General features: G+C 55.6%; 25 protein-coding genes. 11 read left to right on the forward strand and 14 right to left on the reverse strand.

All coding sequences use genetic code 11. From position 1 onward, the window contains the following. Nucleotides 1-7: 7 nt before the first annotated feature. Entirely contained in the window at nucleotides 8-628 is a 621-nt protein-coding gene (locus tag R0137_RS04595; protein ID WP_407328913.1) for a glutathione S-transferase family protein, read from the reverse strand. Nucleotides 629-780: 152 nt separating this feature from the next. Between R0137_RS04595 and R0137_RS04600 the strand changes: the two genes are divergently transcribed. Then, nucleotides 781-1,224, forward strand: a complete 444-nt coding sequence (locus tag R0137_RS04600; protein WP_407328914.1) for a c-type cytochrome — start codon at nucleotides 781-783, stop codon at nucleotides 1,222-1,224. A 196-nt stretch (nucleotides 1,225-1,420) separates the two neighbouring features. Here the strand turns inward: R0137_RS04600 and R0137_RS04605 are convergent, their stop codons facing one another. Beyond that, nucleotides 1,421-2,911: a YifB family Mg chelatase-like AAA ATPase gene (locus R0137_RS04605; RefSeq protein ID WP_407328915.1), complete on the reverse strand. Its 1,491-nt coding sequence runs from the start codon at nucleotides 2,909-2,911 to the stop codon at nucleotides 1,421-1,423. A 173-nt stretch (nucleotides 2,912-3,084) separates the two neighbouring features. After that, entirely contained in the window at nucleotides 3,085-3,351 is a 267-nt protein-coding gene (locus R0137_RS04610; RefSeq protein ID WP_407328916.1) for an accessory factor UbiK family protein, read from the reverse strand. A gap of 312 nt (nucleotides 3,352-3,663) precedes the next feature. Here R0137_RS04610 and glnK point away from each other — a divergent pair, with 312 nt between their 5' ends. Then, nucleotides 3,664-4,002 (forward strand): P-II family nitrogen regulator, encoded by a 339-nt coding sequence (gene glnK / locus R0137_RS04615; protein ID WP_040809830.1) that lies wholly within the window; start codon nucleotides 3,664-3,666, stop codon nucleotides 4,000-4,002. A 57-nt stretch (nucleotides 4,003-4,059) separates the two neighbouring features. Then, complete coding sequence (locus tag R0137_RS04620) at nucleotides 4,060-5,301, forward strand: ammonium transporter (RefSeq protein ID WP_407328918.1); 1,242 nt, start codon at nucleotides 4,060-4,062, stop codon at nucleotides 5,299-5,301. Between the two features lie 622 nt (nucleotides 5,302-5,923). On the opposite strand, the gene R0137_RS04625 is transcribed toward R0137_RS04620, so the two are convergent. Next, nucleotides 5,924-8,086 carry a TonB-dependent receptor family protein gene (locus R0137_RS04625; protein WP_407328920.1) on the reverse strand — a complete coding sequence of 721 codons (2,163 nt, stop codon included), beginning with the start codon at nucleotides 8,084-8,086 and terminating at the stop codon, nucleotides 5,924-5,926. 254 nt (nucleotides 8,087-8,340) lie between these two features. Here R0137_RS04625 and R0137_RS04630 point away from each other — a divergent pair, with 254 nt between their 5' ends. Both R0137_RS04630 and R0137_RS04635 read left to right on the forward strand, forming a co-directional pair. Beyond that, nucleotides 8,341-8,679 (forward strand): P-II family nitrogen regulator, encoded by a 339-nt coding sequence (locus R0137_RS04630; RefSeq protein WP_407328922.1) that lies wholly within the window; start codon nucleotides 8,341-8,343, stop codon nucleotides 8,677-8,679. Nucleotides 8,680-8,706: 27 nt separating this feature from the next. After that, complete coding sequence (locus tag R0137_RS04635) at nucleotides 8,707-9,357, forward strand: hypothetical protein (protein WP_407328924.1); 651 nt, start codon at nucleotides 8,707-8,709, stop codon at nucleotides 9,355-9,357. Nucleotides 9,358-9,361: 4 nt separating this feature from the next. On the opposite strand, the gene R0137_RS04640 is transcribed toward R0137_RS04635, so the two are convergent. From R0137_RS04640 to argH, 7 genes are all read right to left on the reverse strand, one after another. Then, nucleotides 9,362-10,102, reverse strand: coding sequence for an HAD family hydrolase (locus R0137_RS04640; RefSeq protein WP_407328926.1), 741 nt, complete (start codon nucleotides 10,100-10,102; stop codon nucleotides 9,362-9,364). Further along, a complete protein-coding gene (gene xerC / locus R0137_RS04645) occupies nucleotides 10,099-11,037 on the reverse strand; it encodes a tyrosine recombinase XerC (RefSeq protein WP_407328928.1) in 939 nt (312 codons plus the stop codon). The genes R0137_RS04640 and xerC overlap by 4 nt, the downstream gene beginning before the upstream one ends. 3 nt (nucleotides 11,038-11,040) lie before the next feature. Further along, on the reverse strand, nucleotides 11,041-11,697 hold the full coding sequence (locus R0137_RS04650; protein WP_407328929.1) for a DUF484 family protein: 657 nt from the start codon (nucleotides 11,695-11,697) through the stop codon (nucleotides 11,041-11,043). Between the two features lie 99 nt (nucleotides 11,698-11,796). Next, nucleotides 11,797-12,627, reverse strand: a complete 831-nt coding sequence (gene dapF, locus R0137_RS04655; protein ID WP_407328931.1) for a diaminopimelate epimerase — start codon at nucleotides 12,625-12,627, stop codon at nucleotides 11,797-11,799. Nucleotides 12,628-12,654: 27 nt separating this feature from the next. Beyond that, nucleotides 12,655-13,899: a diaminopimelate decarboxylase gene (gene lysA / locus R0137_RS04660; RefSeq protein WP_407328933.1), complete on the reverse strand. Its 1,245-nt coding sequence runs from the start codon at nucleotides 13,897-13,899 to the stop codon at nucleotides 12,655-12,657. A gap of 6 nt (nucleotides 13,900-13,905) precedes the next feature. Next, nucleotides 13,906-14,148 carry an LPS translocon maturation chaperone LptM gene (lptM, locus tag R0137_RS04665; RefSeq protein ID WP_407328934.1) on the reverse strand — a complete coding sequence of 81 codons (243 nt, stop codon included), beginning with the start codon at nucleotides 14,146-14,148 and terminating at the stop codon, nucleotides 13,906-13,908. Nucleotides 14,149-14,172: 24 nt separating this feature from the next. Continuing rightward, nucleotides 14,173-15,570, reverse strand: a complete 1,398-nt coding sequence (gene argH, locus R0137_RS04670) for an argininosuccinate lyase (RefSeq protein WP_407328935.1) — start codon at nucleotides 15,568-15,570, stop codon at nucleotides 14,173-14,175. Nucleotides 15,571-15,722: 152 nt separating this feature from the next. On the opposite strand from argH, the gene R0137_RS04675 reads away from it, so the two are divergent. Genes R0137_RS04675 through R0137_RS04700 form a run of 6 tightly spaced genes read left to right on the forward strand, consistent with a single transcriptional unit; the run spans nucleotide 15,723 to nucleotide 21,854 of the window. Continuing rightward, nucleotides 15,723-16,793: a sensor histidine kinase gene (locus tag R0137_RS04675; protein ID WP_407328936.1), complete on the forward strand. Its 1,071-nt coding sequence runs from the start codon at nucleotides 15,723-15,725 to the stop codon at nucleotides 16,791-16,793. Beyond that, the gene (locus tag R0137_RS04680) at nucleotides 16,790-17,509 is read left to right on the forward strand and encodes a LytR/AlgR family response regulator transcription factor (RefSeq protein WP_407328937.1); all 720 of its coding nucleotides are present in this window, start codon (nucleotides 16,790-16,792) and stop codon (nucleotides 17,507-17,509) included. Before R0137_RS04675 ends, R0137_RS04680 begins: the two co-directional genes overlap by 4 nt. Nucleotides 17,510-17,560: 51 nt before the next feature. Beyond that, nucleotides 17,561-18,487, forward strand: coding sequence for a hydroxymethylbilane synthase (gene hemC, locus R0137_RS04685; RefSeq protein ID WP_407328939.1), 927 nt, complete (start codon nucleotides 17,561-17,563; stop codon nucleotides 18,485-18,487). Next, nucleotides 18,477-19,262 (forward strand): uroporphyrinogen-III synthase, encoded by a 786-nt coding sequence (locus R0137_RS04690; RefSeq protein ID WP_407328940.1) that lies wholly within the window; start codon nucleotides 18,477-18,479, stop codon nucleotides 19,260-19,262. The genes hemC and R0137_RS04690 overlap by 11 nt, the downstream gene beginning before the upstream one ends. Beyond that, on the forward strand, nucleotides 19,259-20,593 hold the full coding sequence (locus R0137_RS04695; RefSeq protein WP_407328942.1) for a uroporphyrinogen-III C-methyltransferase: 1,335 nt from the start codon (nucleotides 19,259-19,261) through the stop codon (nucleotides 20,591-20,593). Before R0137_RS04690 ends, R0137_RS04695 begins: the two co-directional genes overlap by 4 nt. Before the next feature lie 4 nt (nucleotides 20,594-20,597). Continuing rightward, the gene (locus tag R0137_RS04700; RefSeq protein WP_407328944.1) at nucleotides 20,598-21,854 is read left to right on the forward strand and encodes a heme biosynthesis HemY N-terminal domain-containing protein; all 1,257 of its coding nucleotides are present in this window, start codon (nucleotides 20,598-20,600) and stop codon (nucleotides 21,852-21,854) included. 24 nt (nucleotides 21,855-21,878) lie between these two features. Here R0137_RS04700 and ubiD read toward each other — a convergent pair whose 3' ends face one another. From ubiD to trxA, 3 genes are all read right to left on the reverse strand, one after another. Next, on the reverse strand, nucleotides 21,879-23,390 hold the full coding sequence (gene ubiD, locus R0137_RS04705; protein WP_407328946.1) for a 4-hydroxy-3-polyprenylbenzoate decarboxylase: 1,512 nt from the start codon (nucleotides 23,388-23,390) through the stop codon (nucleotides 21,879-21,881). Between the two features lie 43 nt (nucleotides 23,391-23,433). Next, entirely contained in the window at nucleotides 23,434-24,702 is a 1,269-nt protein-coding gene (gene rho / locus R0137_RS04710; RefSeq protein WP_407329969.1) for a transcription termination factor Rho, read from the reverse strand. A 544-nt stretch (nucleotides 24,703-25,246) separates the two neighbouring features. Beyond that, on the reverse strand, nucleotides 25,247-25,576 hold the full coding sequence (gene trxA / locus R0137_RS04715) for a thioredoxin TrxA (RefSeq protein WP_407328948.1): 330 nt from the start codon (nucleotides 25,574-25,576) through the stop codon (nucleotides 25,247-25,249). Between the last annotated feature and the right edge of the window lie 71 nt (nucleotides 25,577-25,647).

Consider the following 25,647-nt stretch of genomic DNA (forward strand, 5'->3'; position numbering starts at 1 on the left):
ATGGGTTTCAGCTGAGTGCGGCGCGACTGCGCTCCAGCCATGCCTGGAGATTGTCACACCCCTCGGGAATCGATTCTTTCACCCAGCGAGCGGTTTCAACTCCCACCAGAAGATCGATATCTGCAAAGGTAATGGAGTCGCCACAGAGGAAGGGCTTATCACCGAGTTCGGTATCGAAAAGTTCCAGGCTGCCTCGGAATCGCTTGCGACCGCGGGTTTCCAGCTCTGGTATTTGTTCAATGTCCAAAGGTCCCGGAAGTGCTCGGTTTTCAAAGGCTGGGCTGCGGTTGCGCAGCATTTCCGCGAAGGCTTCAAAAATGGATACAAAAATACGATGGTCCCAGCTGATCACTAAGGCCCGCTCCAGCGCGGTGCTGCCCATAAGCGGTTTGTCGGGGTAAAGAGCGTCGAGATAATCGCAGATGGCGATAACTTCCGTGAGCATAACGCCTTCGTCGGTCATCAATGCCGGCAAGGTTCCCAAAGGGTTAATCGCTAGAAATTCAGCGTCGCGGTGCTTGTTTTCACGCATATCAATCTGCGTCGTGGGCAAATCTATGCCTTTGTAAGCTAAAAACAAGCCGAGGCGTCGTGGGTTGGGGGCTGAATCATAGGTGTACAAGTGCATGAATAGGCTCTCGCTAGCGTGTGTTGTGATTGTCCGAGGCTGCGAATGGTAGCAGAGGCAGACGCTTTTGCTGAGATTGCCGCGTGCAGTATGTGCTTTGAAGCCGCTACTCCTGCGGCTATAATGCGCGCCCACGAAACGGAGGGTTAATCGTGTTGACGCGAATTTTATTGTTAGGTCTTTCACTGGGTTTGATTGCAGCGGCGCAGGCTGTAGAGCTTACTGATGAGCAACGAGCAGCCATCGAAGCGCGTATCGCACCGGTGGGCGAAGTCTGTCTGCAAGGCGAGAGCTGCGGCGGTGTTCCCGCAGCCATGGGTGCCATGGGCGCATCGGGAGCTGTTGCGGTTGTTGATGGCGAGGGTACCTACAATACTGCCTGTCTGGCTTGTCATGCTTCTGGTGCCGCCGGCGCGCCTATTGTTGGCGACGCAGCAGCCTGGAGCCCACGGATTGCCAAGGGTATTGATGAGCTCTACAACAGCGGCATCAATGGCCTGGCAGGGACCGGCATGATGGCGAAAGGTGGTCGCGCAGATCTGTCGGATGAGGCAGTGATGGCGGCGGTAGATTTCATGGTTGAGAACAGCCAGTAGGGACGCGGTTCTTGGGCTTTCTGTACTAGGTTAAACGTTCAGCTGTTTTCTTTAGTGCGGCTCACAGGCATTTTCCAGACAGCTCACAGACAGCTTTCAGACATCTCCCAAGCATCTTGCAAATACGAAGCCGTTACGAAGTATCGTAGCGGCTTTTTTGTGCCTGTAGAAAATTAATCTCGCGGGTACTCGTGGTTCATTCCTGATTAACCGTATCTCTATATGCCAGCGCTTCTTTTACCGCTGCGGTAGTTACGGATTCTTCTTTTCTCAAATCAGCAACACTTCGTGCAACGCGCAGGAGCCTGTGTATTGCCCTGGCAGACAAGTCTAGCTGCTTCGCGCTTCTTTGAATGAGTTGCCGTTCCTGTGGGCCACAGGCGCATTTTTCCAGTAGCTCGGATCCCTTGAGCATGGCGTTGCACTTGCCCTGACGCAGATACTGTCTCTTTCTAGATTGGACCACGCGTTTCTGCACTGTGGCGGAGCTCTCATTTCGGTGGGGAGCGAACAGATCCTCGGCGTTCTCTCGATTAACACGCACCTGCAAATCCATGCGATCCAGAAGGGGGCCGGACACTCGCGCGCCGTAGCTCAAACGCTGGGCCGCGCCGCATTTGCAGGGCTTCTGGCCGTCTCCGGCATATCCGCAGGGGCAAGGGTTCATTGCGGCAATCAACTGAAAGCGTGCCGGATAGCGGATACTGCACGTCGCTCGAGCGAGCCGGATCTCGCCGGTTTCCAGAGGTTCTCGAAGCATATCTAAGGTGTGGCGCGAGAACTCTGGTAACTCATCGAGAAACAACACGCCGCCATGTGCCAGAGAAATCTCCCCGGGCGCAGGAATTGAGCCCCCGCCGACCAGTGCTGCGGCACTAGCACTGTGATGCGGAGCACGAAAGGCTCGCTGCCGTTTTCTGTGAGTTTTGCCTTGGATGTCATAGAGTGCGCAAACCGTCAGCCACTCGCTATCGTCGGGGGGCGGCAAAATACCCGGCAAACAATTCGCGAGAAGGCTTTTGCCGGTACCGGGAGGGCCTGATAACAGAAGGTTGTGGCCGCCGCTGGCGGCAATCTCCAGCGCGCGTTTGGGGACGAGCTGGCCGTTGACCTCCGCCATGTCTGCACCCACTGTTTCTACTGTCTGGCTGGTTGTCTGTGCGTCTGGTAAAGGCGCTCGACCACGCAAGATTGCGCAAAGTGATAGTAAGTCTGCTGCGTAAACAAGTCGTGAATGCGGCACGGCTTTGCACAGAGATGCGGACTCCAGTGACAGAACAATACGACGCTTGTTTTGGCTCGCGGCCATCGCCGCGGTGACTGTGCCACGAACGCTTCTGAGTGTGCCGTCAAGTGCGAGCTCTCCGACACACTCACTATCCAGCAAGGTACCTTGGGGTAGTTGCCCGGAGGCGCACAGAATTCCCAAGGCGATGGGTAGATCAAACCGTCCTCCACCTTTTGGTAGATCGGCAGGAGCCAGGTTGACGGTGATTCGTCGATCCGGGAATTCGAAGTGGGAGTTTAGAAGGGCACTGCGAACCCGGTCTTTGCTTTCACGGACCGCCGTTTCGGGCATTCCTACAACGGTAAAGGCGGGAAGCCCGTTTGAGAGGTGAACCTCCACACGAACCAGCGGAGCATCCAGTCCCTGATTGGCTCGGGAGAGCACTACGGCATAGCTCATGAGAGATTCATGGCTTAGGCATAGCCCACTCATGGACCGGCGTTAATGTACGCATTCCTTTTCCTCTTCCCTGAGTAACCGCGCGGGCATCCTTGCCCGACTAGGCTGTACCTTGGAGCTTAAGCTCTGCTTTAAAGCTGAGGCTCAACTTTGAAGCTAGTAGTCTCGAAGCGTCAGCTCGCTGTCTGTTTTTCCAGCTTTTCGACCAGCTCATTCATTGACGCTAGCTCGGATTCGAGCGCTGCGACCTTACTTCGGGTGCGTTCAAGAATCGCGCTCTGAGCGTCGAACTCTTCACGACTGACAAAATCGAGCTTGCGCAGAGCCGACTGAATCAGCTGCCGAGCGTTTTTATCCACCTCGTCGACCAGGCCGGCTGGCCCGACCAACTCGTTGACTTGCTGCATAACCTCACTAAGTGGGGGCGGTTTGAGCGCCATAAAGTGTACTCCTGCTGATCGCTGCCCCAGTGTAGAGGATGGTGCCCTCGGTTCACAGCTCACGGCAGTGCACCAAAACAGATCTAGGCACTATTTTGGTGCGCTATTTTGCGGCATCAAATGTCAAATAACGGCCCTTCGATACTCAAAAACATCTAAGACACTGATTATTCGATAAAAATGACGGGTGGCATATCCATTGCTCAATCCTAGGCGGAACCGTCGTGCTCCTCGCAAAGTGGTGCAATAAGACGATTAAACGGCGAGCCGAACGGCGCAAATTGAGCGCCCTTGTTCAGTCAGGAGAACTACATGAAGTTAATAACGGCCATTGTGAAGCCATTCAAGCTTGATGACGTGCGCGAGTCGCTGTCAGAGATCGGCGTACAAGGCATCACAGTTACAGAGGTCAAAGGATTCGGGCGACAGAAGGGTCATACCGAGTTGTATCGCGGCGCGGAATACGTCGTCGACTTTCTTCCCAAAGTAAAGATCGAGGTTGCCGTTGCTGAAGGCATGGTGGATCAGACGATTGAAGCGATCACGAAGTCAGCGAACACCGGCAAGATCGGTGACGGCAAAGTGTTTGTTTCCAGTTTGGAGCAGGTGATCCGTATTCGCACCGGCGAAACCGGTGAAGAAGCCATCTAACGAGCGCCTTTTTAAACGCGCTACCTAATCCCTGAATTCAGCACGAGAGATTTTTTCATGGAAAACCAAATTTTTGAACTGAGCTACGCACTGGACACGTTTTACTTCCTCGTGTGCGGCGCGCTGGTTATGTGGATGGCAGCTGGCTTTGCTATGCTTGAAGCCGGTCTGGTGCGATCCAAGAACACCACCGAAATTCTGACAAAGAACGTCGCACTATTTGCGATTGCCTGCACCATGTATATGGTCGTGGGTTACTCAATTATGTATCCCTCGCTCGGCGCTAGCCTCCTTGCGGGCATCACCGGTGACGGTGTTACGGGAGCCGAAGAAGCGGCGACTTATGCTCCTTCAGCCGACTTCTTCTTCCAGGTGGTGTTTGTTGCCACAGCGATGTCTATCGTGTCTGGCGCGGTTGCGGAGCGCATGAAGCTCTGGTCGTTCCTGATATTCGCGGTGGTCATGACCGGTTTTATCTATCCTATGGAAGGAAACTGGACCTGGGGCGGTGACCCTGTCTTCGGTATGTACACTTTGGGTGACCTTGGTTTCTCAGACTTCGCTGGCTCAGGCATCGTACACATGGCTGGTGCAGCTGCTGCTCTAGCAGGTGTGCTCCTGTTGGGCGCACGTAAAGGCAAGTACCGCGCTGATGGATCGGTAGTAGCCATCCCGGGTGCTAACCTGCCTATGGCGACTTTGGGTACATTCATTCTTTGGATGGGCTGGTTTGGCTTTAACGGCGGATCGGTTCTGGCGACCGCCAGCGTAGAGAATGCTAACGCGGTAGCGGTAGTGTTCATGAACACTAACGCCGCTGCTTGTGGCGGTCTGGTCGCGGCCCTGCTGACAGCGCGCATGCTCTTTGGTAAGGCAGATCTGACCATGGCGCTGAACGGTGCTTTGGCTGGTCTCGTGGCGATTACTGCCGAGCCTTCTACCCCAACACCTCTGATGGCGACGCTATTCGGTGCGGTCGGCGGAGTTTTGGTGGTCTTCTCTATTATCACCTTGGACAAGCTCAAGATTGACGACCCCGTGGGCGCCATTTCGGTGCACGGTGTGGTAGGTCTGCTGGGTCTGCTCCTGGTGCCAGTTACTAATGATGGCTCAAGCTTCAGCGGACAGCTTATCGGTGCGGCGACTATCTTTGGTTGGGTCTTTGTAACTAGCTTCATCGCCTTCTTCGCGATCAAAGCTGTTATGGGTATCCGAGTCACCGAGGAAGAGGAATACGAAGGCGTGGACCTCTCCGAGTGTGGTCTAGAGGCTTACCCGGAGTTCGTCTCCGCCAAGTAATCAACAGTCTTGCGGGCGCATTATTTCAATGCGTTTTTTTGGGGGCCCTCTGGGCCCCCTTTTTTTTGCGCCAAACTTCTCCGATTTCTGGATGATCCCTTCAGGCTAGCTGACACGAACTACTGCATTCGCTTAGTGGGGGGACACTCGTTTCGTAGATCATGCCAGCTAGCCTTTATGCAGCAGTGCCGGGGGTGTGGTCAGGCTAGCTGACACGAACTACTGCATTCGCTTAGTGGGGGGACGCTCGCTTCGTAGATCATGCCAGCTAGCCTTTATGCAGCAGTGCGGGGGGTGTGGTCAGGCTAGCTGACACGAACTACTGCACTCGCTAAGTTGGGGGACGCTCGTTCCGTAGAGCGCGCCAGCTAGCCTTTCCTCATAGGCCCCAAGCCCTTTGTAGGCCTCAGTGGCTGTTTCAATCGCACGGAGGGCTGGGAACCTTGCCTAGGAAGCGAGCGTACCCCTACTCAGCGAGCGAAGTAGGTAAGGTGCCCGGGTCGAGCTCGCTACTACACAAGATACGAGAAGACCTCAGCCTACAGCCCACGTTTGCTAACGTTTGCATGAGACACAAAAAAGCCGACGTAAAAACGTCGGCTTGGTACTGCTACCCAGATGCTTAGAACTGGTACTGGAGCCCTACGGACGCAGTGCGCGGCTTGTTGGGTCGGGCACCTTCTGGCTGGCGTGACACAATGGATCGTTCGTCAAAGACGTTCTCAAACTTTACGAACACCACCGCATCGTCGTTTATTGCATAGCGGCTGATGAGGTCGGTAACGAGAAGGTTCTCAGTCCGGTTGAAGGGATTGCTGTCGGTGTTACAACCGATGGTGACGCAGGTTTCGTCGATATATTTAATCACCGCGTAGCTGTCCCAGTTCATTGCTGTCTCAAGGCCCACGCGCAGGCTTAGCGTGTTTTCGGGAACCGCAGCGAGCGTGTCCCCATCATCAAAGCCTTCTTCTTCATTGTCACGACTGATAGCTGCGTCCGTGTAGGTATAAGCGAGGTCAATGGGCGCGTTCATATCGCCAAAACTTAGTACTGTGCTTGCCTGGAGTTCCAGGCCTTGAATCACTGCTTGGCCCGTGGTGAAAGCACCGGAGGTAGCACCATTGCTGCAGGGGTTCGCGTTGGAGCAGTTCTCGGTCTTGTTATCAAAATCGCTGTAAAAGGCAATGGCCTCCAGGTACCAGCTCCCTGTGTAGCGCACACCTGCTTCCCAGTTCACGCTGGTCTCGGGCTCTTCAAAATCCTGCGCCCCGCCGCCCAGAGGCGAAAAGCCACGGTGTACACCCGCAAGTGCCTGCCATTGGTCGTTCAGCTGATAGGTAAAAGACGCTCCGGGTAACCATTCGCTGGAGTTGTTGCTGCGACGGCTGGGGTCGGTCTCTCGCTCAGGGTCGGAGAACTGACGGCGGCTGCTATCGACATCTTCGTAACGGAGCGCAAAGTTAAGATTCAGGGCGTTTGTCAGCTGCCAACTATCGGTAATCCATGCCGATAGTGCCTCTGCGTCCTCCAAACGATTGTCGCCCCCTGTTGGCTCAACCCGGCCCGTATTAATCAACTCGCCGTTAATCTGATCATAGATATCTATGGGCTGAAAACGATCCATTTCGTCTTCGTGAATGCGTGCTCCATAGCTGAGACTGTGATCGCCGATTGTCTGATCCAGATTGATTTCTACGCCCCGAGATTCATAGTCACGATTGTTGTGTTTGTAACGGAGTCCAAAAGCATCGGCTTCTCCATCGAGTATGGCCTGTGCTGTAGCATCTCCGGCGTTCGCCGCATTCACAAAGGAGTTGCCACCGCTAAGCTTGAACCAGTCCCTTGAAAAATTGTTTTGGTACGCCAACACCGACAGGTTGAGCGTGTCGCTGAGCTCGAGCGCATAACGCAGACTAAAACCTGCGTGGTAGTTGTTCATTTGATCTATGGAAGACAAACCGTAGCGACGATCTTCATTCGCCGAAAAATCTATGTCTGTTAGACCAAGGTACGTCTCATCAGAAATCTCGTCAGAGTACTGCGCTTTAAACAAGAGCGACTGGCGATCACCTGTCCATGCGAGCTTCACGACGTAGTCTTCGATGTCGTAGCCACTATCGCTACCGCGATCGATTTCTTTGAAACCATCGCTGCGGCGCTGGGCGGTCTCTACAAGAAAGCCAAACTGTCCGTACTGACCACCGACATTCGCCAGCAAATCCTGCTCACCATTCTGACCTGCGCGTAGGTCGAGGCTACCGCTGAGAGTTTCAGGAATGGGCGTCGAGACCAGATTGACTACGCCCCCTGTTGTCTGGGGCCCATAACGCAGGAGCGGCGCACCTTTTAAGACCTCGACACTGTGCATACGCATCGCTGTCGGGAAGTAATAGGCCGCGGGGTTCGAATAGGGAGCTGGCGCTATCATCACGCCATCTTCCATTAACGTGATCTTGGAGGAGCGCTCCGAGGTTGCTCCACGGATACCGATATTTGGCCGGAGACCGTAGCCATCTTCTTCGCGAATATATGTGCCGGGTACGGTTTTTAGGAGCTGATTGATGTCGTTGGCGAACTCGATTTGGAACTGCTCTTCACTTACCAGGGCCGCAGAGCCCGGAAGGGAGCGAACGTCATCTGCGTTGGCAAAGATGAAGACTTCTTCGACCGCCAAACGACTATCAGCTATAGCGTCAGGTTCTGCTGCCTGCGCCGTTGCCAGTAAGGATGTGGATAGCGCAATAGCCAGCGGTGTGAGGCGAAAGCGGTGGTGACGAGTCTTCATTGAGATCTCCAAACGGTACTCGGGAGTTACGTGTGACGTGGAAGGGTGGATAGTAACGAGGAAATGCTAACCTGACAATAAATAATAATCATTCTCGTTAAGATTTACATTTTGTGCCTTGTCGTTTGCTCGATAGCACCGAAACACATCGGCGGCGAAACGAAGGTCGCGTTCGCAACTCAGTTAAGCGCTTGCAGCCGCATGCCCTGAGTCCCTATCATCGACGAACACCTCGTCCTTAGAGCAGTGAAGCCATGAAACTGATTACCGCGATCATCAAGCCCTTCAAACTCGATGATGTCCGATCTGCACTTGCTGATGTCGGCGTGCAGGGTATAACCGTGACGGAAGTAAAAGGCTTTGGTCGACAAAAAGGCCATACCGAGCTTTATCGTGGTGCCGAGTACGTTGTGGACTTTTTGCCTAAGGTGAAGGTTGAGGTCGCCGTGGGTAACGAACAGTTGGATAAAGCGGTGGAGTCGATTGTCTCTGCAGCGGACACTGGAAAAATCGGGGATGGCAAGATTTTCGTATCAAGTCTTGAGCAGGTCATTCGCATTCGAACGCGGGAAACCGGCGAAGACGCTATCTAGGCTTAGCTCTTCGCGGTTCCCACTCGTATGAGCAATCCGCAGGATCAGGAAAACCAAAGTTTGGGCAAAGCCAATGTTCCCGCTGGAGGCTTTGCGAGTATCGAACGGGCTTTTCTGCGCCTGACATTCTGGCAGACGCTCTTGTCCTTAGCCGGCGTTTTCACCGGCGGAGTGGCCCTCTATGCGGCGCTCAGCGAATCAGAGGCGGTACGTCAGCAGACCGCAGCGACGGTTTGGCCTTATGTACAAGTGACGATTAGAGATTTCGTACAGGACGACAAAGCTGAGTTTTCCCTAGAGGTGACCAACGCAGGCGTAGGGCCGGCGCGAATGCGGGAAATGCAGCTGCTGATTGACGGTGAGGTTTACCGTAACTGGCGGGCGGTACTTGCAGCCTTCCTTGATGCCGAGGTCGCTGAGAGCGTGCGTTATGGTCGCAGTGATGTGACAGGACGCGTACTGTCACCGGGAGATTCCCTGGTTTCTTTTCGGACCAACGACCGGGCAACCGTGGAAGGGATGCAGGGCGCAATCTACGCTGGCAGGGTGAGTCTCAGCTACTGCTATTGCTCGATTTTTGACGACTGCTGGCTGGCGGTGATCAGTGCTATCGGCGGCCCCGAGCCCGTGCCCGTAGAGCAATGCCCCATCTACGGTGCGGATCGATTCGACAATTAGCGGGCTAGTTCCCTTTATTGGCCTCTAAAAGTCGCTCAAGTTTTTCCACGGCCTCGGGTAGTTCGGCAATGGTTTCAATGACTCCGTGGGGAGCGAGGTGTTCTTCCGCTTCTGAAGCTGGCCAGGGAGATTTGTCAGCATTCAGCCATATCGTATGCATACCCACTCGCAAGGCACCCAGTATGTCGTGATCTGGGTTGTCACCGACGTGGAGTATCTCCTTAGCTTGTACGCCGGTGGTGTTTAACGCGGCATGAAACATGTCGGGAGCAGGTTTGCTGGCGCCGATGTCCTCCGCTAGAAACGCGAAATCAAAATACTCCCCGGCATCTGTTTTATAGACGTCGGCATTGCCATTGGTCAGTGCCCCCAGTCGAAAACGCTCGGCTAAGCCCTCCAGTACCCCCAAGGCTGAACTGTAGAGCTCGACGCGCTGTCGCTCATGTAAAAATGCCGCAAAAGCCTGTTCTGCACCCTCTATCGCACTGTCTTCGTCAATCCCTGCAGCTAGCTGAAATTCTTGCAGGAAGCGCAGGCGCATCGCGGTCACATTGTGGGCAAGTTCGGGGTGAGCTTTCCAAACGCGCTTCTTGAGATCCCAAAGGTCTTCGTGGCTGATGTCTTCCATAAGCCCCGGCCGATGAGTAAGGAACCATTGCCGCTGTGCTTCCTCGGCTCGCAATAGCGCCGGCTCAACGTCCCAGAGCGTGTTGTCCAGATCGAACGTTATTACCTTGATCGTCACTGCTCTTCGTCGTCCTTTAGTTTGCGTGCCCTCGGGTGGGCCCCGTCGTACACCTTGGCTAAATGTTGAAAGTCGAGATGGGTATAGATTTGGGTGGTGGAAATATCGCTGTGGCCCAGGAGTTCCTGAACGGCCCGCAGATCTCCGCTGGACTCCAGCAAGTGGCTAGCGAAAGAGTGTCGAAGCATATGGGGGTGTACATCGCGACCGAGGCCGTTGCGCTCGGCTAACAGTTGGACACGTGCCTGTATGGAGCGTTCGCTGATCCGCCGGCCAAGGCTGCTGATAAACAACGCGTTCTCGTCGGCATCGCTTGAGATCGCAGGGCGATGAGGTAAATAGGTGTCGATTGCGGCGATAGCTGCGCCGCCCACCGGCACTGTACGAGTCTTACTGCCCTTGCCGGTCACCGAGATCAGATTTTGGCCGCGGTCAATATCATGGATGTTCACTGCTCGCAGCTCCGCAAGGCGGAGCCCGGATGAATAGAACAGCTCAGCCATTGCCAGGTCGCGAAGCTGCAGCGGATCGTCTGCGTCAGCGCGCAGGTACTGTCCTACCTGATCCGCTTCCAGGGTCCCCGGGAGCTTCCGCCGTTTTCGCGGTGCCTGAACAGCAAGCGCAGGATTACGTCGTTCTCCCGTATCCTTACTCTCCCACTGAAAGTAGGCGCGTAGAGCGGATAGCTGCCTCTGCAGGCTATTAGGCGCGAGCCCCCTCCGATGTCCTTGGGCGAGCCACTGGCGAACGTGACTCTCCTGAACCTCATGGCACAGCCGCAAGCTCTGTTCCTGGCTAAACGTGAGGAAGTTATTCAGGTCCCGTCGGTAGGCAGCAACCGTGTGCGGAGAGAGCCTACGCACGCTGCGCAGATATTCGAGAAAGGCCGCGCTACGCTGTTCCAGGCTCGCCGCTTGAGAGGCGCTGCCCGACATGCCTTAAGACCGGTCGATACGCGCGAGTAGTCCTGCGACAACCTCGGCAGCGAACTCCAAAAACAGTGTGCCCATATCGCTATCGTAATGACCGGCGTCGGAGCTACCTACGGCAAGGGCGCCAAGCGCTTTCCCGTTATCCTCAATGATGGCAATGGCAGCTGAGCCGACTAGCTGGGCTCCCGGAAACAAGAATGCGAAGTCGTCGGCGCGCAAGGCACCACATCCTGCGGTGCCACGAACAAGCAGTGACCCGAGCTTGCCCTTCAATTGAGATTCGGGAACGCGGCGCACGGCGTCAGAATGCTCATCCCCATCATCAAAAAGTGTGAGGCTGGCGTATTCAATATCAAAAGTATCTCGGAGCACTTTGATGAGCGCTGACTCAAGTTCCTCAGGGCCTTGTGCGGGTAATAAGCCAAGGACCAGCTCCCGAGTATCGGCAAACATCTGATCGTTATCTTTCGCAGTGCTCCCGAGGTCGCGTAGGCGATGTCGCAAATCGACATTGCGGTCGCGGAGCACGCTGACCTGTCTCTCAACCAGCGAAACCGCAGCACCTGTTGAGTGAGGAATTTGCAGCAAACCCAGAAGCTCAGGATTCTTCTGAAAATAGTCGGGGTTCTGAACCAGAAAATCTCGAATATCGTCTTCGTCCACGCGCTTGTATGCCTCTTTTGATCAAGTAGAAAAGCGTATTAACCCTTCTGCGAAGTAAGGCTCGAAGGGGCAGCTAATAAATCTCCCGCTAAATTCGGGCTAGAGTCTGACGGTACCTTCGAAGCTGATCGCTGTGGGGCCAGTCATAAGTACGGGATTGTTCCCGCCCGTCCACTGCACCGTCAGCTTACCCCCGGTTAATTCCACTGTCACTCTGTCGTCCAGCCATCCCATGCGTCGGCCATAGACCACCGCTGCACAGGCGCCGGAGCCGCAGGCTTCGGTTTCTCCTACGCCGCGCTCGAAGACTCGCAGTCGTACTTTTTGTCGGTCGACAACTTCTAAAAATCCGGCGTTTGTTCCCTCAGGAAAGTCGCTGTGGCTCCGAATAGCCTCACCAAGTCGTTCCAGACTGCCATCATCAACTGACGATACACGCAGCACGGCGTGAGGGTTCCCCATGGACACAGCGCCTACACGAAGCTGTTCCTCCGCGACTTTAAGCTTGTATTCGGTGGCTTCCTGATCTCGGTTAAAGGGAACGTCAGAGGGGGAGAATACAGGTGGGCCCATATCGACTTCGACTTCGTGGTTGTCCCGAAGCGTGAGCGTCATCAAGCTGCTGCCGGTTTCGACAACCATTTTCTTAAGGTGCGTGAGTCGGCGGTGGCGAACAAAACGAGCGAAGCAGCGCGCACCATTGCCGCATTGTCCAGCCTCACTGCCGTCTGCGTTAAAAATACGATAGCGAAAATCCGCTTCCGGCTGCCCCGGAGGCTCTACCAGTAAGACCTGATCACAACCAACGCCTCGACGGCGGTCAGCTATTCTGCGAATGTCTCGCGGTCTCAGCTTAATCCGTTGGCTAATGGTGTCGATCATGACGAAGTCGTTACCCGCGCCATGCATTTTTGTAAATTTAACCGGCATATTATCGTTGTGACTCTACTAGAGGATCTACTGCGGCATGCGGCGTTCGCCGCGCAGTAAATCGTCAATACCTTCCCGTTCCCTGACTAAACAGGATGTGTTTCCATCGATCATAACTTCCGCAGCCCGAGGCCGAGTGTTGTAGTTTGAGCTCATAACAAAGCCGTAGGCGCCAGCGCCCTTAACGGCCAGCACCGATCCGGGTGCCAGTGCCAACTCCCGGTCTTTGCCCAGGAAGTCTCCCGTTTCACAGACCGGACCCACAATATTCCACGTGCGGGGCTGCGCATCACAGGGAGCAACCGTTTGAATGTCTACCCAGGCCTGATAGAGCGCAGGACGAATGAAATCATTCATGGCGGCGTCTACGAGAGCAAAGCTGTGGGCATCCGTGTCTTTGGTGTAATGCACTTGAGTCAGCAGTACGCCGGCATTGGCAACGATGGAACGTCCCGGTTCGAACACCAGACATAGATCACGATCACCCAAAGCCTGGCGCACTGCGGCGATGTAGTCTGCTACGGCTGGGGGCTCCTCATCGCGATAGCGCACGCCAACTCCACCCCCTAGATCCAGGTGATGAATGCGTATTCCTTCTGCCTCTAAGGTGTCGACCATGTTCAATAACTGCTGCAAGGCATCCAATAGCGGCGCCATATCTACCAGTTGAGAGCCGATGTGGCAGTCGAGTCCCACAACATCGATATGGGAAAGCGTTTGCGCTCGTCGCAGCATATCCATGGCTACATCGGTAGCGACACCAAACTTGTTTTCTCTAAGACCCGTGGAGATGTAGGGGTGAGTTTGAGCATCCACATCGGGGTTAACCCGCACAGAAACCGGGGCGCGTTTACCGGACGCGGCAGCCACGCTTTGCAGGACATCAAGTTCTGCCTCTGATTCGACGTTGAAACAACGGATGCCGATATCCAGAGCCCGGCGCATTTCCTCCGGACGTTTTACAACGCCGGAAAACACTACTTTGCCTGGGTCGCCACCGGCAGCGAGCACACGCTCAAGCTCTCCGAGAGAGACAATGTCAAAGCCCGCGCCCTTTCGCGCAAGCGTATCGAGCACGGCGATGTTTGAATTCGCTTTTACGGCATAACACACCAGATGCTCGCAGCCCTCGAGCGCGTCGTGATAGTCGGCCAGTGCGGCTTCCATCGCCGCGCGGGAGTAGACGTAGCAGGGAGTACCGAACTCCTGCGCTATTGCCTCGCAGTCGAGTTCTTCCGCAAAAAGACGTCCGTCACGGTATGAGAATCCCATGGCAGCCTAGCCCCCCTGTCCGGTGGGTGCGTTGGCTTTTCCCGGTGAGGACTGAGGAGCAGACTGCCGGCTTTGTGGGGCCTCGGGCTCGGGCTGATACAGCCCACCCATCTGACCGCAACTCGTCAGCGTCAGCAGTAAAGCTGTCGCCAGAGCTCCTGATCGGAATAATGCTGTTCCAGAGGGTGATCCCTCGCGGCTATCTGGAATCAATGAAGTATCCTGTTTCTGCTGCGCACAAAAGGACAAGAGTATAAACGCCTGCCACCCGTGCTAGCGACTTTCTAGTCGCTTTCCTGCATGCCTTGCAGCTGCTGTCACCTGATTCGGTGCTGTGCCGCCAAGGTGGTCTCGTGCGGCGACGGATCCCTCCACGGTGAGAACCTCGAATACGTCGCTTTCGATAAGAGCACTAAAGCTCTGAAGCGTGGCCAGGGGCATATCGGACAGATCCCGCTCCAGCCTCACACCTTCAGCCACGGCTTTTCCTACTACCTCGTGCGCATCCCTAAAAGGAAGGCCCTTGCGAACCAGATAATCTGCAAGATCCGTAGCTGTAGCGAAGCCAGCTTTTGCTGCATCCCGGAGGCGCTCTTTGCGAGGAACAATGTGCGGCACCATGTCCGCGAATGCGCGGAGGCAATCCAGAACAGTGTCAATGCAGTCAAAGAGCGGCTCTTTGTCTTCCTGGTTATCTTTATTGTAGGCGAGAGGCTGTGATTTCATAAGCGTCAGCAGCGCCACGAGATGTCCGTTTACCCGACCAGTCTTGCCACGGACCAGCTCCGGTACGTCCGGGTTTTTCTTCTGAGGCATTATGGAGGACCCGGTACAAAACCGATCCGGTAGCTCTACAAACTGAAACTGTGCCGATGTCCACAGCACCAGTTCCTCACTCATGCGAGAGAGATGAGTGAGGATTAGTGCCGAAGCTGCCGTAAACTCAATAGCAAAATCTCTGTCTGACACGGAATCTAGCGAATTTCGTGTAGGTTGCGTGAACCCCAGCGCCGAGGCCGTTTGCTCTCGATCGATGGGGAAGGTGGTGCCTGCTAGCGCGGCCGCGCCCAGAGGGCATTGGTTCATGCGATCGCGACAATCTCCAAAACGCGAGTAGTCGCGCTCGAGCATCTCATTCCACGCCAGCATATGGTGTCCAAAGGTCACCGGCTGCGCGCCTTGCAGATGCGTAAAGCCGGGCATCACCGTCGCAGCATGAGTCTCCGCAAGGCTCACTAAACCTTTTTGAAGTCGCGTAAGTTCCTTACTGATCGCATCGATGGCGTCCCGAAGGTAAAGGCGGATATCTGTCGCCACCTGGTCATTTCTGGAGCGGCCGGTGTGCAGCTTCTTGCCGGCGTCTCCAATCAGCGCAGTGAGTCGGGCTTCGATGTTCATATGTACGTCTTCCCGCTCGATGGACCATGGGAAGTCGCCGCTGGTGATTTCAGCCTGAACAATCGCGAGGCCATCTTCGATCGCCTGGTATTCCTCTGCGCTGAGTATGCCCGCGTCCGTAAGCATTCGCGCGTGCGCAAGGGATCCACGGATGTCTTGTTCGGCCATGCGCTGGTCGAAGCTTACCGAGGCGGTAAACCGTTGCACGAAGCTGTCTGTCGCCTCGCTGAAACGGCCGCCCCAAAGGCTGGGATTGTCGCTTTGATCCGACATAGTATGGAGGTTCCTATAAACGGGTTGTTTACCGGGGAAGCTTCTTGTCCCGGTCTGAAAGGCGTGCAAGTATATCAGCGCGTTAATCGCGTTTTCTTGCGATTCATTTGGTAATCGTTGCTCACCACTGGCAGCCATACAGGAGTTCTAGCATGCAGCACCCCAGGCCCTCAGGGTCGGATAATGCTGCGCCGCGCAACGACGGTTTCTTTATCCCTGATCTATGCGCGCCTCAAGCGGTGTTTCTGGCTGTGCTCCTCGCAGAGCTTGTCGTTCTGCTGCACGTCCTGGCTCTGGGCCCGCTGGCAGCATTTGATTGGCGGGCGCTCGGTACCGGGTCTTTTTTTGTGCAATGGAACGCGCTGCTGTGCATTGCAATCATCTGTCGCTTGCGCACGCGATTGCTGCCCATGTCCCCGGCGAACGCGACCAGCATTTGTTTGGGATTGGTGCTCGCTGTGAGTACGCTTTCCAGTGTTGTGGTGTATCGCTTCTATCCCCTTCTGGGGCCCCAAAGCGGGGGGCTCGTCGATTGGGTGTTGCGCAATGCATTGTTGGCTCTGATTCTGGCGGCGACGGTCCTTCGCTATGCCTACTTGCAGCAGAGAGTGGCGCTGCAGCAAAGGAGTGAGCTGCAGCTTCGCCTGGATGCCCTGCGAGCGAGAATTCGTCCTCACTTCTTGTTCAACACCCTCAATAGCATCGCAAGCCTGATTGCTGTGCAGCCAGACCGCGCGGAGCAAGCGATCGAAGACGTTGCCGAACTCTTCCGCGCCGCTTTGTCATCGGGGGACCGCGATAGCAGTCTGGGAGAGGAATGTCGGCTCTGTGAACTGTATCTAGAGATCGAACAACTCCGTCTGGGAGACCGGCTATCCGTGCGCTGGGAGATAGATGATGCACTCAAGGAAACCGCCTTGCCCGCACTTTTACTGCAGCCTCTGGTAGAAAACGCGGTGTATCACGGAATTTCGCAGCTTCCGCAAGGGGGCGAAGTCAGTATTCGGGCATGGAGAGAGGCTGCTTTGTTGTGCGTGGAGATACGAAACCCGGTACCTCAGCGCGTGGTTAATCGTTCCGGGGGTAATCGTATGGCCCTGGACAACATTCGTCAGCGATTGGAAGCCCAGTACGGTGATGTAGCTTCGCTTCGGGTAGGCGCTGACGACGATGTCTATCGAGCGATGATCGGTATTCCTCTGGAGCGGGAGTTCGCGTCGTGAAGATTCTCGTTGTTGATGATGAGCCTTTGGCGCGGCAGCGACTTTTGCGCCTGCTTAAAAAACTACGCCCGGAGGCTGGGTGCTTTGAGGCCGCCAATGGTGTCGAAGCTATTGCTCAAGCCCGTGCCCAAGAGCCTGAGATTATATTGCTGGATATTCGCATGCCCGAAATGGATGGCGTTGAGGTTGCGGGACAGCTGCTGGATGAGCCCGCAGCGCCGGCGGTTATCTTTTGTACCGCTTACGACGAATATGCCTTGGAAGCGCTGCGGAATCATGCCATTGCGTACTTGCTCAAGCCCGTTCGCGAAGCAGAGCTTGAAGGTGCGCTGCAGGCTGCCGTGCGGGTCAATCGCGCTCAGCTTGACTCCCTTGGGGTGGCGGGCGCTGGTCGCGAGGAAGTGGTGAGCGCCGGGCATCGGGGCGTGGAGGCTTTGCCGGTGGCCGAAGTTCGATGCTTTCTGGCTGAAGATAAATATGTGCGCGCCTGTTCCCCGTCTGGCGACATTCTCTTGAATGATTCCCTTAAAGATTTAGAGCTTGAGTTCAAGACCCGTTTTTTGCGTGTACATCGTAATGCCCTGGTTGCCGGAGCCCATATCGCACGCTTAATTCGCTCAGACGAGGGTTGGCTCGTGGAGCTCACAGATGTGGCTGAGCGGCCCCAGGTGAGTCGCCGGCATCTGAGCGATGTTAAGGCCTTGCTGACAGGGTGAGTCTTTAATTCTGAGTGCTATGATTAGCTTTTTTGGCCCTACTGAGTTTCCATGCCTGCTGATGTCGTAATTGCTACCCGAGAGAGCCCGCTTGCCCTATGGCAGGCCTATTTTGTTCGTGACACTTTGCTGGAGACCCACCCCGGTATCAGTGTCGAGCTTCTCGGCATGACGAGTCGAGGCGACCAAATTCTTGATGTCCCGCTGGCCAAGGTCGGTGGAAAGGGGTTGTTTGTCAAAGAGCTGGAGACCGCTCTTCTGGATGGTCGCGCTCATATTGCCGTGCACTCCATGAAGGACGTACCCATGGAGTTTCCCGAGGGTCTGGAGCTTGCAGTGATTTGTGAGCGGGAAGAGCCTGCGGATGCCTTTGTGAGTAACAGCTACGAAAACCTCGACGCTTTGCCTGCCGGGGCAATAGTGGGTACCTCGAGCTTGCGCCGCGAGTGCCAGCTGCGCGCAAACCGTCCGGACCTTGAGGTGCGGTTTTTGCGTGGAAACGTAAACACCCGGCTGCGTAAACTCGACGAGGGAGAATACGACGCCATCATCCTGGCTTGCGCGGGACTTATTCGCCTTGAAATGGGTGATCGAATTCGGGCGCGTATTCCAGTGACAGAGTCTCTGCCCGCAGGCGGGCAGGGTGCCGTTGGTATTGAGATTCGCAGCGACGATACCACTACGCGAGAGCTTCTCGCACCGCTGCATCATGGCCCGACCGCTGAGCGCGTGCTCGCCGAGCGTGCGCTAAATCGTCGCCTTCAGGGCGGCTGTGAAGTGCCTATCGCGTCTTATGCCATTCATGAAGGTGACCAGCTTTGGCTGCGCGGCCTTGTCGGTCGTCCCGATGGCAGTAACACCCTTCGAGCCGAGGCCCGCGGAAGTCGTGATAATCCCGAAGCACTTGGCATTTCGGTTGCCGAATCGCTTCTTGATGCAGGTGCGGCAGAGATTCTCGCCGAGGTCTATGACCGCTGATCCACGGGTATTGGTTACTCGGCCCGCAGGGCAGGCGGATAGCTTGATCACTGCATTGGGCGCCGCTGGCTTCACGCCGCTGCATATGCCCATGCTGCAAATTGAAGCCCTCGATCCATTGCCTGGTGCGCAGCGACAGCGAGTGCTGGATCTGGATCTCTACGCTCATGTGATCTTTGTCAGTGCTAATGCAGCGCGTCTGGGCATGGCGCAGATACAGGACTACTGGCCCCAATTGCCCGCGGGGCAAACCCTCTGGGCAGTGGGCGAGAGCACCGCACTGTGTCTGGAGGCAGAGGGCTTGGAGGTTATTCGCCCAGAGCACGATATGAGCAGCGAAGGGCTTCTCGCTATGCCCCGCCTCTCTGATCTGCGTTTGCAGCGTGTACTTATCGTAAAAGGTGAGGGGGGGCGCAGATTTCTTGAGGAACAGCTGCGAGAACGCGGAGCCACGGTAGACTCATTGGAGTGCTATCGGCGAGGGTACGCGCCCCACGACGCACAGGAATGTCAAAAGCTGGTAGTGGGACGGAAACCTGCTCTCATACTGATAAGCAGTGGAGAGGGTTTAGAGCGACTGACGGGTTTGCTTCAACCTGAGGAACACACTAACTTAGCGGGGACTACCTTATTGGTACCGTCGCAGCGCGTAGCAGAACAGGCGCTTATCCTCGGTTGGAAAAACGTTAAATGTGCCGACAATGCGTCTGATTCTGCCATGCTGGCGGCCGCTACAGCCTGGCGCGAAGCGCATTTGGGGGAGACACAGCATTGAGTGACGAAAAAAATCAGGACGAGGAGCGCAGCGAGTCTGTCGCTGGCGGTGCTGACGTAGCTGGTAGTGAGTCCATGCCCACGGGTAACGATGATCACGCGAGTCCCGTATCGCCGGCCGCCCAGACGCCTGTTCAGCCAGCGCCAGCAGCCGCATCGGCCCCTGTGCAAGCTAGCGAAACGACAGGGAGCCAGCGCTCAGGCGCAACACCGATCGCGTGGTTGGCGCTGCTTCTGGTCATTGTGATGGCCGTAGGGGTTTTCTATCTGTTCACTGATATACAGCGCCGCGAAGCGCTGTTGTTGCAGCGGGTCCAAGGCCTTGAGTCAGTGTCTGGTCAGGACGTAACAACCTTTGATCAGATGCGTGACAACCTTCAGCGCAAGATTGAACTTGAAATCGAAGGAATGCAGGCCAGTCAACAGCGCGCCGAGGAAGATCTCAGGCGGGCGCTTGAAGTACAGCAGAGAACGCTGGACACCCAGCAGAGCCAGGTGAGCCGCCTCGAATCTACTGCGAACGAGGCCGCTGGCAGCGTTAAGCGTGTGGTGGAAGAGCAGTTGGGTAACCTCGAGCGATCCCTTCGCGAGCAACAGCAGCTGATTAGTGATCTTACGGTCGAGGACAGAGAAAGCTGGCAGATTGCCGAAGTGCAGTATCTGCTGCGCCTCGCTAACCAACGCCTGATCATGACCGGAGACAATGTGTCAGCGGAAGCACTGTTGCGCAGTGCTGACAATATTTTACGAGGCCTGGACGACACCAACCTGCATGACTTACGTTCTGCCGTGGCTTCCGATATTGCGGCGCTCCAGGCCGTGCCCAAGCTGGATGTTCAAGGACTGTACCTGCGTCTCGATGCCCTGATACGCCAGACTGATGCCTTGGTGTTGTTTGAACTGCCCGATCAGCGCGTAGAGATCGAGCCCGTCACCGCGGAGGACTGGCAGACGCGGCTATCCGAGGGCTACGAGATGGCGTTAAACAAGCTGTCGGAGTACATCGTGGTAAGTCGTCGAGACGTCCCCGTCGAAACCCTTATGGACCCGCAATACGAAGGCCTGGTGAGACAGAATATGCGCATGCTTTTAGAGCAGGCGCAGGTGGCCATGCTCTCGGGCAACGAATTGTTGTTCCGGCAGAGCCTTGAAAGAGCCGAAGGCTGGGTTACCCAGTTCTTTAAGGCGGATGAGCAATCCGCCGTAGCGATGGCGAGCGAGCTGCAGCGCATTCGTGACGAACGTGTGTCCGTTACTCTGCCGGATCTCAGTGCCTCTCTGAACGCTCTGGATACTGTGATGCAGGCGCGCCTAGCCCGCGGCGGAAACTAGCAGGATGGGCGGCCTATTTATCATTGCATTGCTGGCACTTGTTGCTGGTGTCGGCATCGTAGCGCTGATTGAGACCGAGCCTGGCTATCTGCTCATTGCCTATGGTGGCTACACGGTAGAAACCAGTTTTTGGGTAGGTATCCTTCTCATCGCCACGGCGGTGCTACTGATGTATGCCTCGCTACGTTTTCTTCATCGTTTGATTACCAGTCCCGCCAACGTTTTGAATTGGGCGGGGGAGCGACGATTACGTCAGTCAGCTCGCCTAACTAGCCGCGGCATTGTCAATTTCATTGAGGGGAATTGGGCGAAGTCCCGGAAACAGTTGCTTCGCGGTGCGCGTTACAGCGAATCTCCACTGCTCAACTACTTGATGGCGGCTCGCGCGAGCTACCGTCTTCAGGAGCCCGAGGCTACGCGGCGTCAGCTTGAGCAGGCCGCAGAGAGCGACCTGGAAGCGGTGATAGCCGTAGACCTTACTCAGGCCGAACTGCAGTTGAATGATCGGCAGTATGAAAAAGCGCTGCGAACCTTGGATACTGCCAAGAAGAACCCGGGTAAACACCCGCAAGTTCTGCACTTATTGTGTAAGGCTTATGACGGATTGGGGGACATTGAAGCGATGCTCGCCCTGCTGCCGGCACTTCGGAAGTATCGTATTGGCGGCGCCCTGGAGCTTGATGACCTTGAGGCGAGAATTCACCATGACTTGTTGGAGCAGGCGGCCGTTACTGGCGATGCCGCGCTTTTAAAGGCTCGCTGGAAGAAGTATCCCGCGCGACTAGTAGATGATGAGGCAGTACAGCTTCATTATCTGTCTTCTTTGCTGGCATGTGACGAGGTGGCAGCGGTCGAGAAGGATATCGAGCGTCGCGTTAAGAAAAACTGGAATCCGGCCCTGATCAATTTATACGGCCGTATCAAACGCGACACTGCGCAGAAGCAATTGGCCACCGCCGAATCCTGGTTACGCCAGCATGCGGATGATCCAGAGCTTTTGCTGTGTTTGGGGCGCCTGGCCATGGTGGAGCGACAATGGGCCAAGGCTCGCGATTACCTCGAGCGCAGCCATGCAGCGCGATCCAGCGAGGAAGTGTGTTTGGAGCTAGGACGACTGCTTACAGCGGTGGGTGATCATGCAACGGCGGCAGAAATGTTCCGTTTGGGCACGGGTTTGCGTGCCCAGCCTTTGCCCGAGCTCCCTCAACCCGATGATGTGGTTGCCGATAGCCTGCCTGAAACGCATCGAATCGAGAATTGAAGCCCCAGCTAGGGGGATGCTGCCCTAGCGGCGTCGAGGGGCAGGGTCGATGCCGATTCCCAGCTCTTCCCACATTGCCTCAACCCGTTCGCTGACCGTCTCATCCATACTGATGGGTTCACCCCACTCACGGTCAGTCTCGCCTTCCCACTTGTTGGTGGCATCAAAGCCCACCTTTGAACCCAAACCCGCCACGGGGGAGGCGAAATCCAGATAGTCGATAGGCGTATTGTCGACGAAGACACTGTCTCGACGGGGATCCATTCGGGTGGTCATCGCCCAGATGACATCCTGCCAGTTGCGCACATCAACATCTTCATCGGTGACGATGATGAATTTGGTGTACATAAACTGGCGCAAAAAACTCCAAATCCCCAGCATCACGCGTTTTGCGTGGCCCGGATATTCCTTACGCATACTCACCACCGCCATACGATAGGAGCAGCCTTCGGGAGGTAAATAGAAATCTACGATCTCAGGGAATTGTTTAATGAGTAGCGGTACGAAGACTTCGTTAAGAGCTACTCCCAGAATCGCAGGCTCGTCGGGTGGTCGTCCGGTGTAGGTGCTGTGATAGATGGGCGCTTCGCGGCTTGTGATAGCCGTTACCGTAAATACGGGGAAACTCTCTACCTCATTGTAGTAGCCGGTATGGTCACCAAAAGGACCTTCATCGGCCTCTTCACCGGGTTCCAGATAGCCTTCCAAAATGAACTCAGCGGTTGCCGGCACTTGCAGGTCATTGTCCTTGCAAAGAGGCGTGATGCATTCTGACAACTCAGTCTTGGCGCCGCGCAGCAGTCCTGCGAAAGCGTATTCCGATAGAGAGTCAGGCACCGGCGTAACCGCGCCAAGGGTCGTTGCCGGGTCGGCTCCCAATGCCAGCGCTACTGGATAGCGCTCTCCAGGACGTTTTATTTGCCAGTCGCGATAATCAAGCGCCCCACCGCGGTGCGACAGCCAGCGCATGATCAGCTTGTTACGGCCTATGAGCTGCATCCGGTAGATGCCTAAATTTTGGCGAGTCTTATTGGGGCCTCGGGTAATAACCAGAGGCCAGGTGACTAAAGGCCCGGCATCGCCCGGCCAGCAGGTTTGTATCGGCAAATCATAGAGATTGACGTCGTCTCCCTCGCGCACATGAGTTCGGCAGGGGGCATTGCGAACCAGCTTTGGTCCCATATCCAGAACTTTACGCAGCAGAGGTGCTTTCTCCCAAAGCTCTTTCATACCCTTGGGAGGGTCCGGTTGCTTCAGGTAAGCGAGGAGCTCGCCAATCTCTCTTAATGCCGAGACGCTGTCAGCACCCATACCCAAAGCGACGCGTTCTTCAGTGCCGAACAGGTTCGCAAGCACGGGAATGCTGTGGCCTTTGGGGTTTTCGAAGAGGAGCGCAGGGCCGCGGGCGCGGAGAGTGCGATCCGCGATCTCGGTCATTTCGAGATTGGGGTCGACTTCGCGGGTTATGCGTATCAGCTCGCCCCGGGATTCAAGCTCCGCGATGAAGTCGCGGAGATCACTGTAGCGTGCTGCCATAAGGTCGTTTCAACGCCCCTCGATTAGTTCAGGAAATGAAGCGCTACTTGCGCTTCATGGACATAAAGAACTCTTCGTTGGTCTTGGTATCTTTGAGTCGATCCAGAAGGAACTCCACCGCAGGCAAATCTTCCATGCCGTGGAGCAACTTGCGCAAAATCCACATACGCTGCAGTTCTTCTTCACCGGTGAGCTTCTCTTCACGACGCGTGCCCGATCTGCGGATGTTGATCGCAGGGTAGATGCGTTTCTCAGCGATCTTTCGGTCAAGGTGCAGCTCCATGTTGCCCGTTCCCTTGAACTCTTCGTAGATTACCTCGTCCATCTTGGAGCCGGTATCCACCAAGGCCGTGGCGATAATGGACAAACTGCCGCCTTCTTCGATGTTCCGAGCGGCACCAAAGAAGCGCTTGGGGCGCTCAAGGGCGTGAGCGTCGACACCACCGGTTAATACCTTGCCAGAGCTGGGGATTACGGTGTTGTAGGCGCGAGCGAGGCGTGTGATGGAATCCAGAAGAATCACCACATCCCGCTTATGCTCAACCAGGCGTTTGGCCTTTTCGATCACCATATCGGCGACCTGCACGTGGCGTGAAGGGGGTTCGTCGAAGGTTGATGCCACAACTTCCGCGCCTCGGATACCCACTGAGCGCTGCATCTCGGTGACTTCCTCGGGCCGCTCATCGATGAGCAGCACGATCATATAGGTCTCAGGGTTGTTACTAAGGATCGCTTGCGCGATGTTCTGCATCATTATGGTTTTACCCGCCTTGGGCGGTGCAACCAGCAGTCCTCGTTGGCCCTTACCGATAGGAGCCACCAAATCAATAATACGACCGGTGAGATCTTCGGTACTTCCGTTACCTTTTTCGAGGGTTAGGCGCTCGTCCGGGAACAAAGGCGTGAGGTTTTCGAAAAGAATCTTGCTCTTGGAGTTTTCCGGTCTGCTGAAGTTGACCTCACCAATTTTCAGTAAAGCAAAATAGCGCTCACTGTCTTTTGGTGGTCGAATCTTGCCAGTGATGGTGTCGCCTGTACGTAGGTTAAAGCGTCGGATTTGGCTGGGCGATACGTAAATGTCGTCGGGTCCGGCAAGGTAAGAGCTATCGGCGGAGCGCAGGAAGCCAAAGCCGTCCTGCAGTATTTCGAGCACGCCATCGCCGTAAATGTCTTCACCGCTTTTCGCGTGGCGCTTCAGGATTGAGAAAATAATGTCCTGCTTGCGAGATCGGGCCAGGTTATCAAGGCCGATGGTCGCCGCGATATCGATGAGTTCCTGCGTCGACTTGGTTTTCAAGTCCGTGAGGTTCATGGGCTCAGAAGAACGTAGACCCTCGGGCAGCGGCTGCTGCTGTTTGTTGTTATTGCGCTTTCCACGGCCTTGGGACCGGTTGCGCGATGGCTTATTGGGCGCAGCATCACCCTGGGCGCCGTCCCGTCCCTGCTGATTTTTAGCGGGTTCCGGGGTCGCTGCCTGAGGCGCGTCGGCCTGGGTATCTGACGACTCGGCCGCTTCGGTCGGCGCGGCTGCGGGCGCAGGCGTGTCATTCTGCGACGGGGTGTCAGCGGGATTTTGTGATTCAGTTTCGATTTGCGATGTACTAGACAAGGTAGATGAGCCAGAGAGATAAGGTTAGTGGGTTCGCCAGCACCTGAGTTCTTTGGTTCAGGAACGCTTCTTTGGCTTGCCTGAAGCGCTGCTAAGCGGAAGAGACAGAGGGGTGGCGGAGTTATTATGGTCGCGCGGGGCCGCGCAGACAAAAAGAAAGTAGCACGCTCCAGAAAGGAGGTCTAGCGCTTTTTCTCTTGAAGATAAGGAAAAATATGGCCCCGCTAATGCTAGCGGGGCCTATGTATCACGCGATGCTTTCGTTCACGAATTCAACGAGTTGCGATTTTGAGAGTGCACCAACTTTGGTAGCCTCGGCGTTGCCGTCTTTGAATAGAATCAAAGTCGGGATGCCGCGAATGCCAAATTTACCGGGAACTTCCGGGTTTGCATCGACGTCTACCTTGCAGACTTTTAGTTTGCCTGCGAACTCGCCGGCAAGTTCATCCAGAACCGGGGCGATCATTTTGCAGGGGCCGCACCACTCTGCCCAAAAGTCCACCAAAACAGGTACGTCACTGCCCAGCACATCTTGCTCGAAGCTTGCGTCGCTGACGTGCACAATAGCGTCACTCATGTTGTCTCTCCATAGTGTAGTTTGATCGTATACGTGTGATTCTATCTTGGAGATTGGGGTGATAGGCAAAT

Origin of the sequence: Congregibacter brevis (genome assembly GCF_045689245.1) — a bacterium.
GTDB classification, from domain to species: domain Bacteria; phylum Pseudomonadota; class Gammaproteobacteria; order Pseudomonadales; family Halieaceae; genus Congregibacter; species Congregibacter brevis.

Excerpts from the sequence above, each read along its gene's own strand:
- R0137_RS04595 (WP_407328913.1), bottom strand. The coding sequence starts at position 628 with ATGCACTTGTACACCTATGATTCAGCCCCCAACCCACGACGCCTCGGC.
- R0137_RS04605 (WP_407328915.1), bottom strand. The coding sequence starts at position 2,911 with ATGAGCTATGCCGTAGTGCTCTCCCGAGCCAATCAGGGACTGGATGCT.
- R0137_RS04610 (WP_407328916.1), bottom strand. The coding sequence starts at position 3,351 with ATGGCGCTCAAACCGCCCCCACTTAGTGAGGTTATGCAGCAAGTCAAC.
- glnK (WP_040809830.1), top strand. The coding sequence starts at position 3,664 with ATGAAGTTAATAACGGCCATTGTGAAGCCATTCAAGCTTGATGACGTG.
- R0137_RS04620 (WP_407328918.1), top strand. The coding sequence starts at position 4,060 with ATGGAAAACCAAATTTTTGAACTGAGCTACGCACTGGACACGTTTTAC.
- R0137_RS04625 (WP_407328920.1), bottom strand. The coding sequence starts at position 8,086 with ATGAAGACTCGTCACCACCGCTTTCGCCTCACACCGCTGGCTATTGCG.
- R0137_RS04630 (WP_407328922.1), top strand. The coding sequence starts at position 8,341 with ATGAAACTGATTACCGCGATCATCAAGCCCTTCAAACTCGATGATGTC.
- R0137_RS04635 (WP_407328924.1), top strand. The coding sequence starts at position 8,707 with ATGAGCAATCCGCAGGATCAGGAAAACCAAAGTTTGGGCAAAGCCAAT.
- xerC (WP_407328928.1), bottom strand. The coding sequence starts at position 11,037 with ATGTCGGGCAGCGCCTCTCAAGCGGCGAGCCTGGAACAGCGTAGCGCG.
- dapF (WP_407328931.1), bottom strand. The coding sequence starts at position 12,627 with ATGCCGGTTAAATTTACAAAAATGCATGGCGCGGGTAACGACTTCGTC.
- lysA (WP_407328933.1), bottom strand. The coding sequence starts at position 13,899 with ATGGGATTCTCATACCGTGACGGACGTCTTTTTGCGGAAGAACTCGAC.
- argH (WP_407328935.1), bottom strand. The coding sequence starts at position 15,570 with ATGTCGGATCAAAGCGACAATCCCAGCCTTTGGGGCGGCCGTTTCAGC.
- R0137_RS04675 (WP_407328936.1), top strand. The coding sequence starts at position 15,723 with ATGCAGCACCCCAGGCCCTCAGGGTCGGATAATGCTGCGCCGCGCAAC.
- hemC (WP_407328939.1), top strand. The coding sequence starts at position 17,561 with ATGCCTGCTGATGTCGTAATTGCTACCCGAGAGAGCCCGCTTGCCCTA.
- R0137_RS04690 (WP_407328940.1), top strand. The coding sequence starts at position 18,477 with ATGACCGCTGATCCACGGGTATTGGTTACTCGGCCCGCAGGGCAGGCG.
- R0137_RS04700 (WP_407328944.1), top strand. The coding sequence starts at position 20,598 with ATGGGCGGCCTATTTATCATTGCATTGCTGGCACTTGTTGCTGGTGTC.
- ubiD (WP_407328946.1), bottom strand. The coding sequence starts at position 23,390 with ATGGCAGCACGCTACAGTGATCTCCGCGACTTCATCGCGGAGCTTGAA.
- rho (WP_407329969.1), bottom strand. The coding sequence starts at position 24,702 with ATGAACCTCACGGACTTGAAAACCAAGTCGACGCAGGAACTCATCGAT.
- trxA (WP_407328948.1), bottom strand. The coding sequence starts at position 25,576 with ATGAGTGACGCTATTGTGCACGTCAGCGACGCAAGCTTCGAGCAAGAT.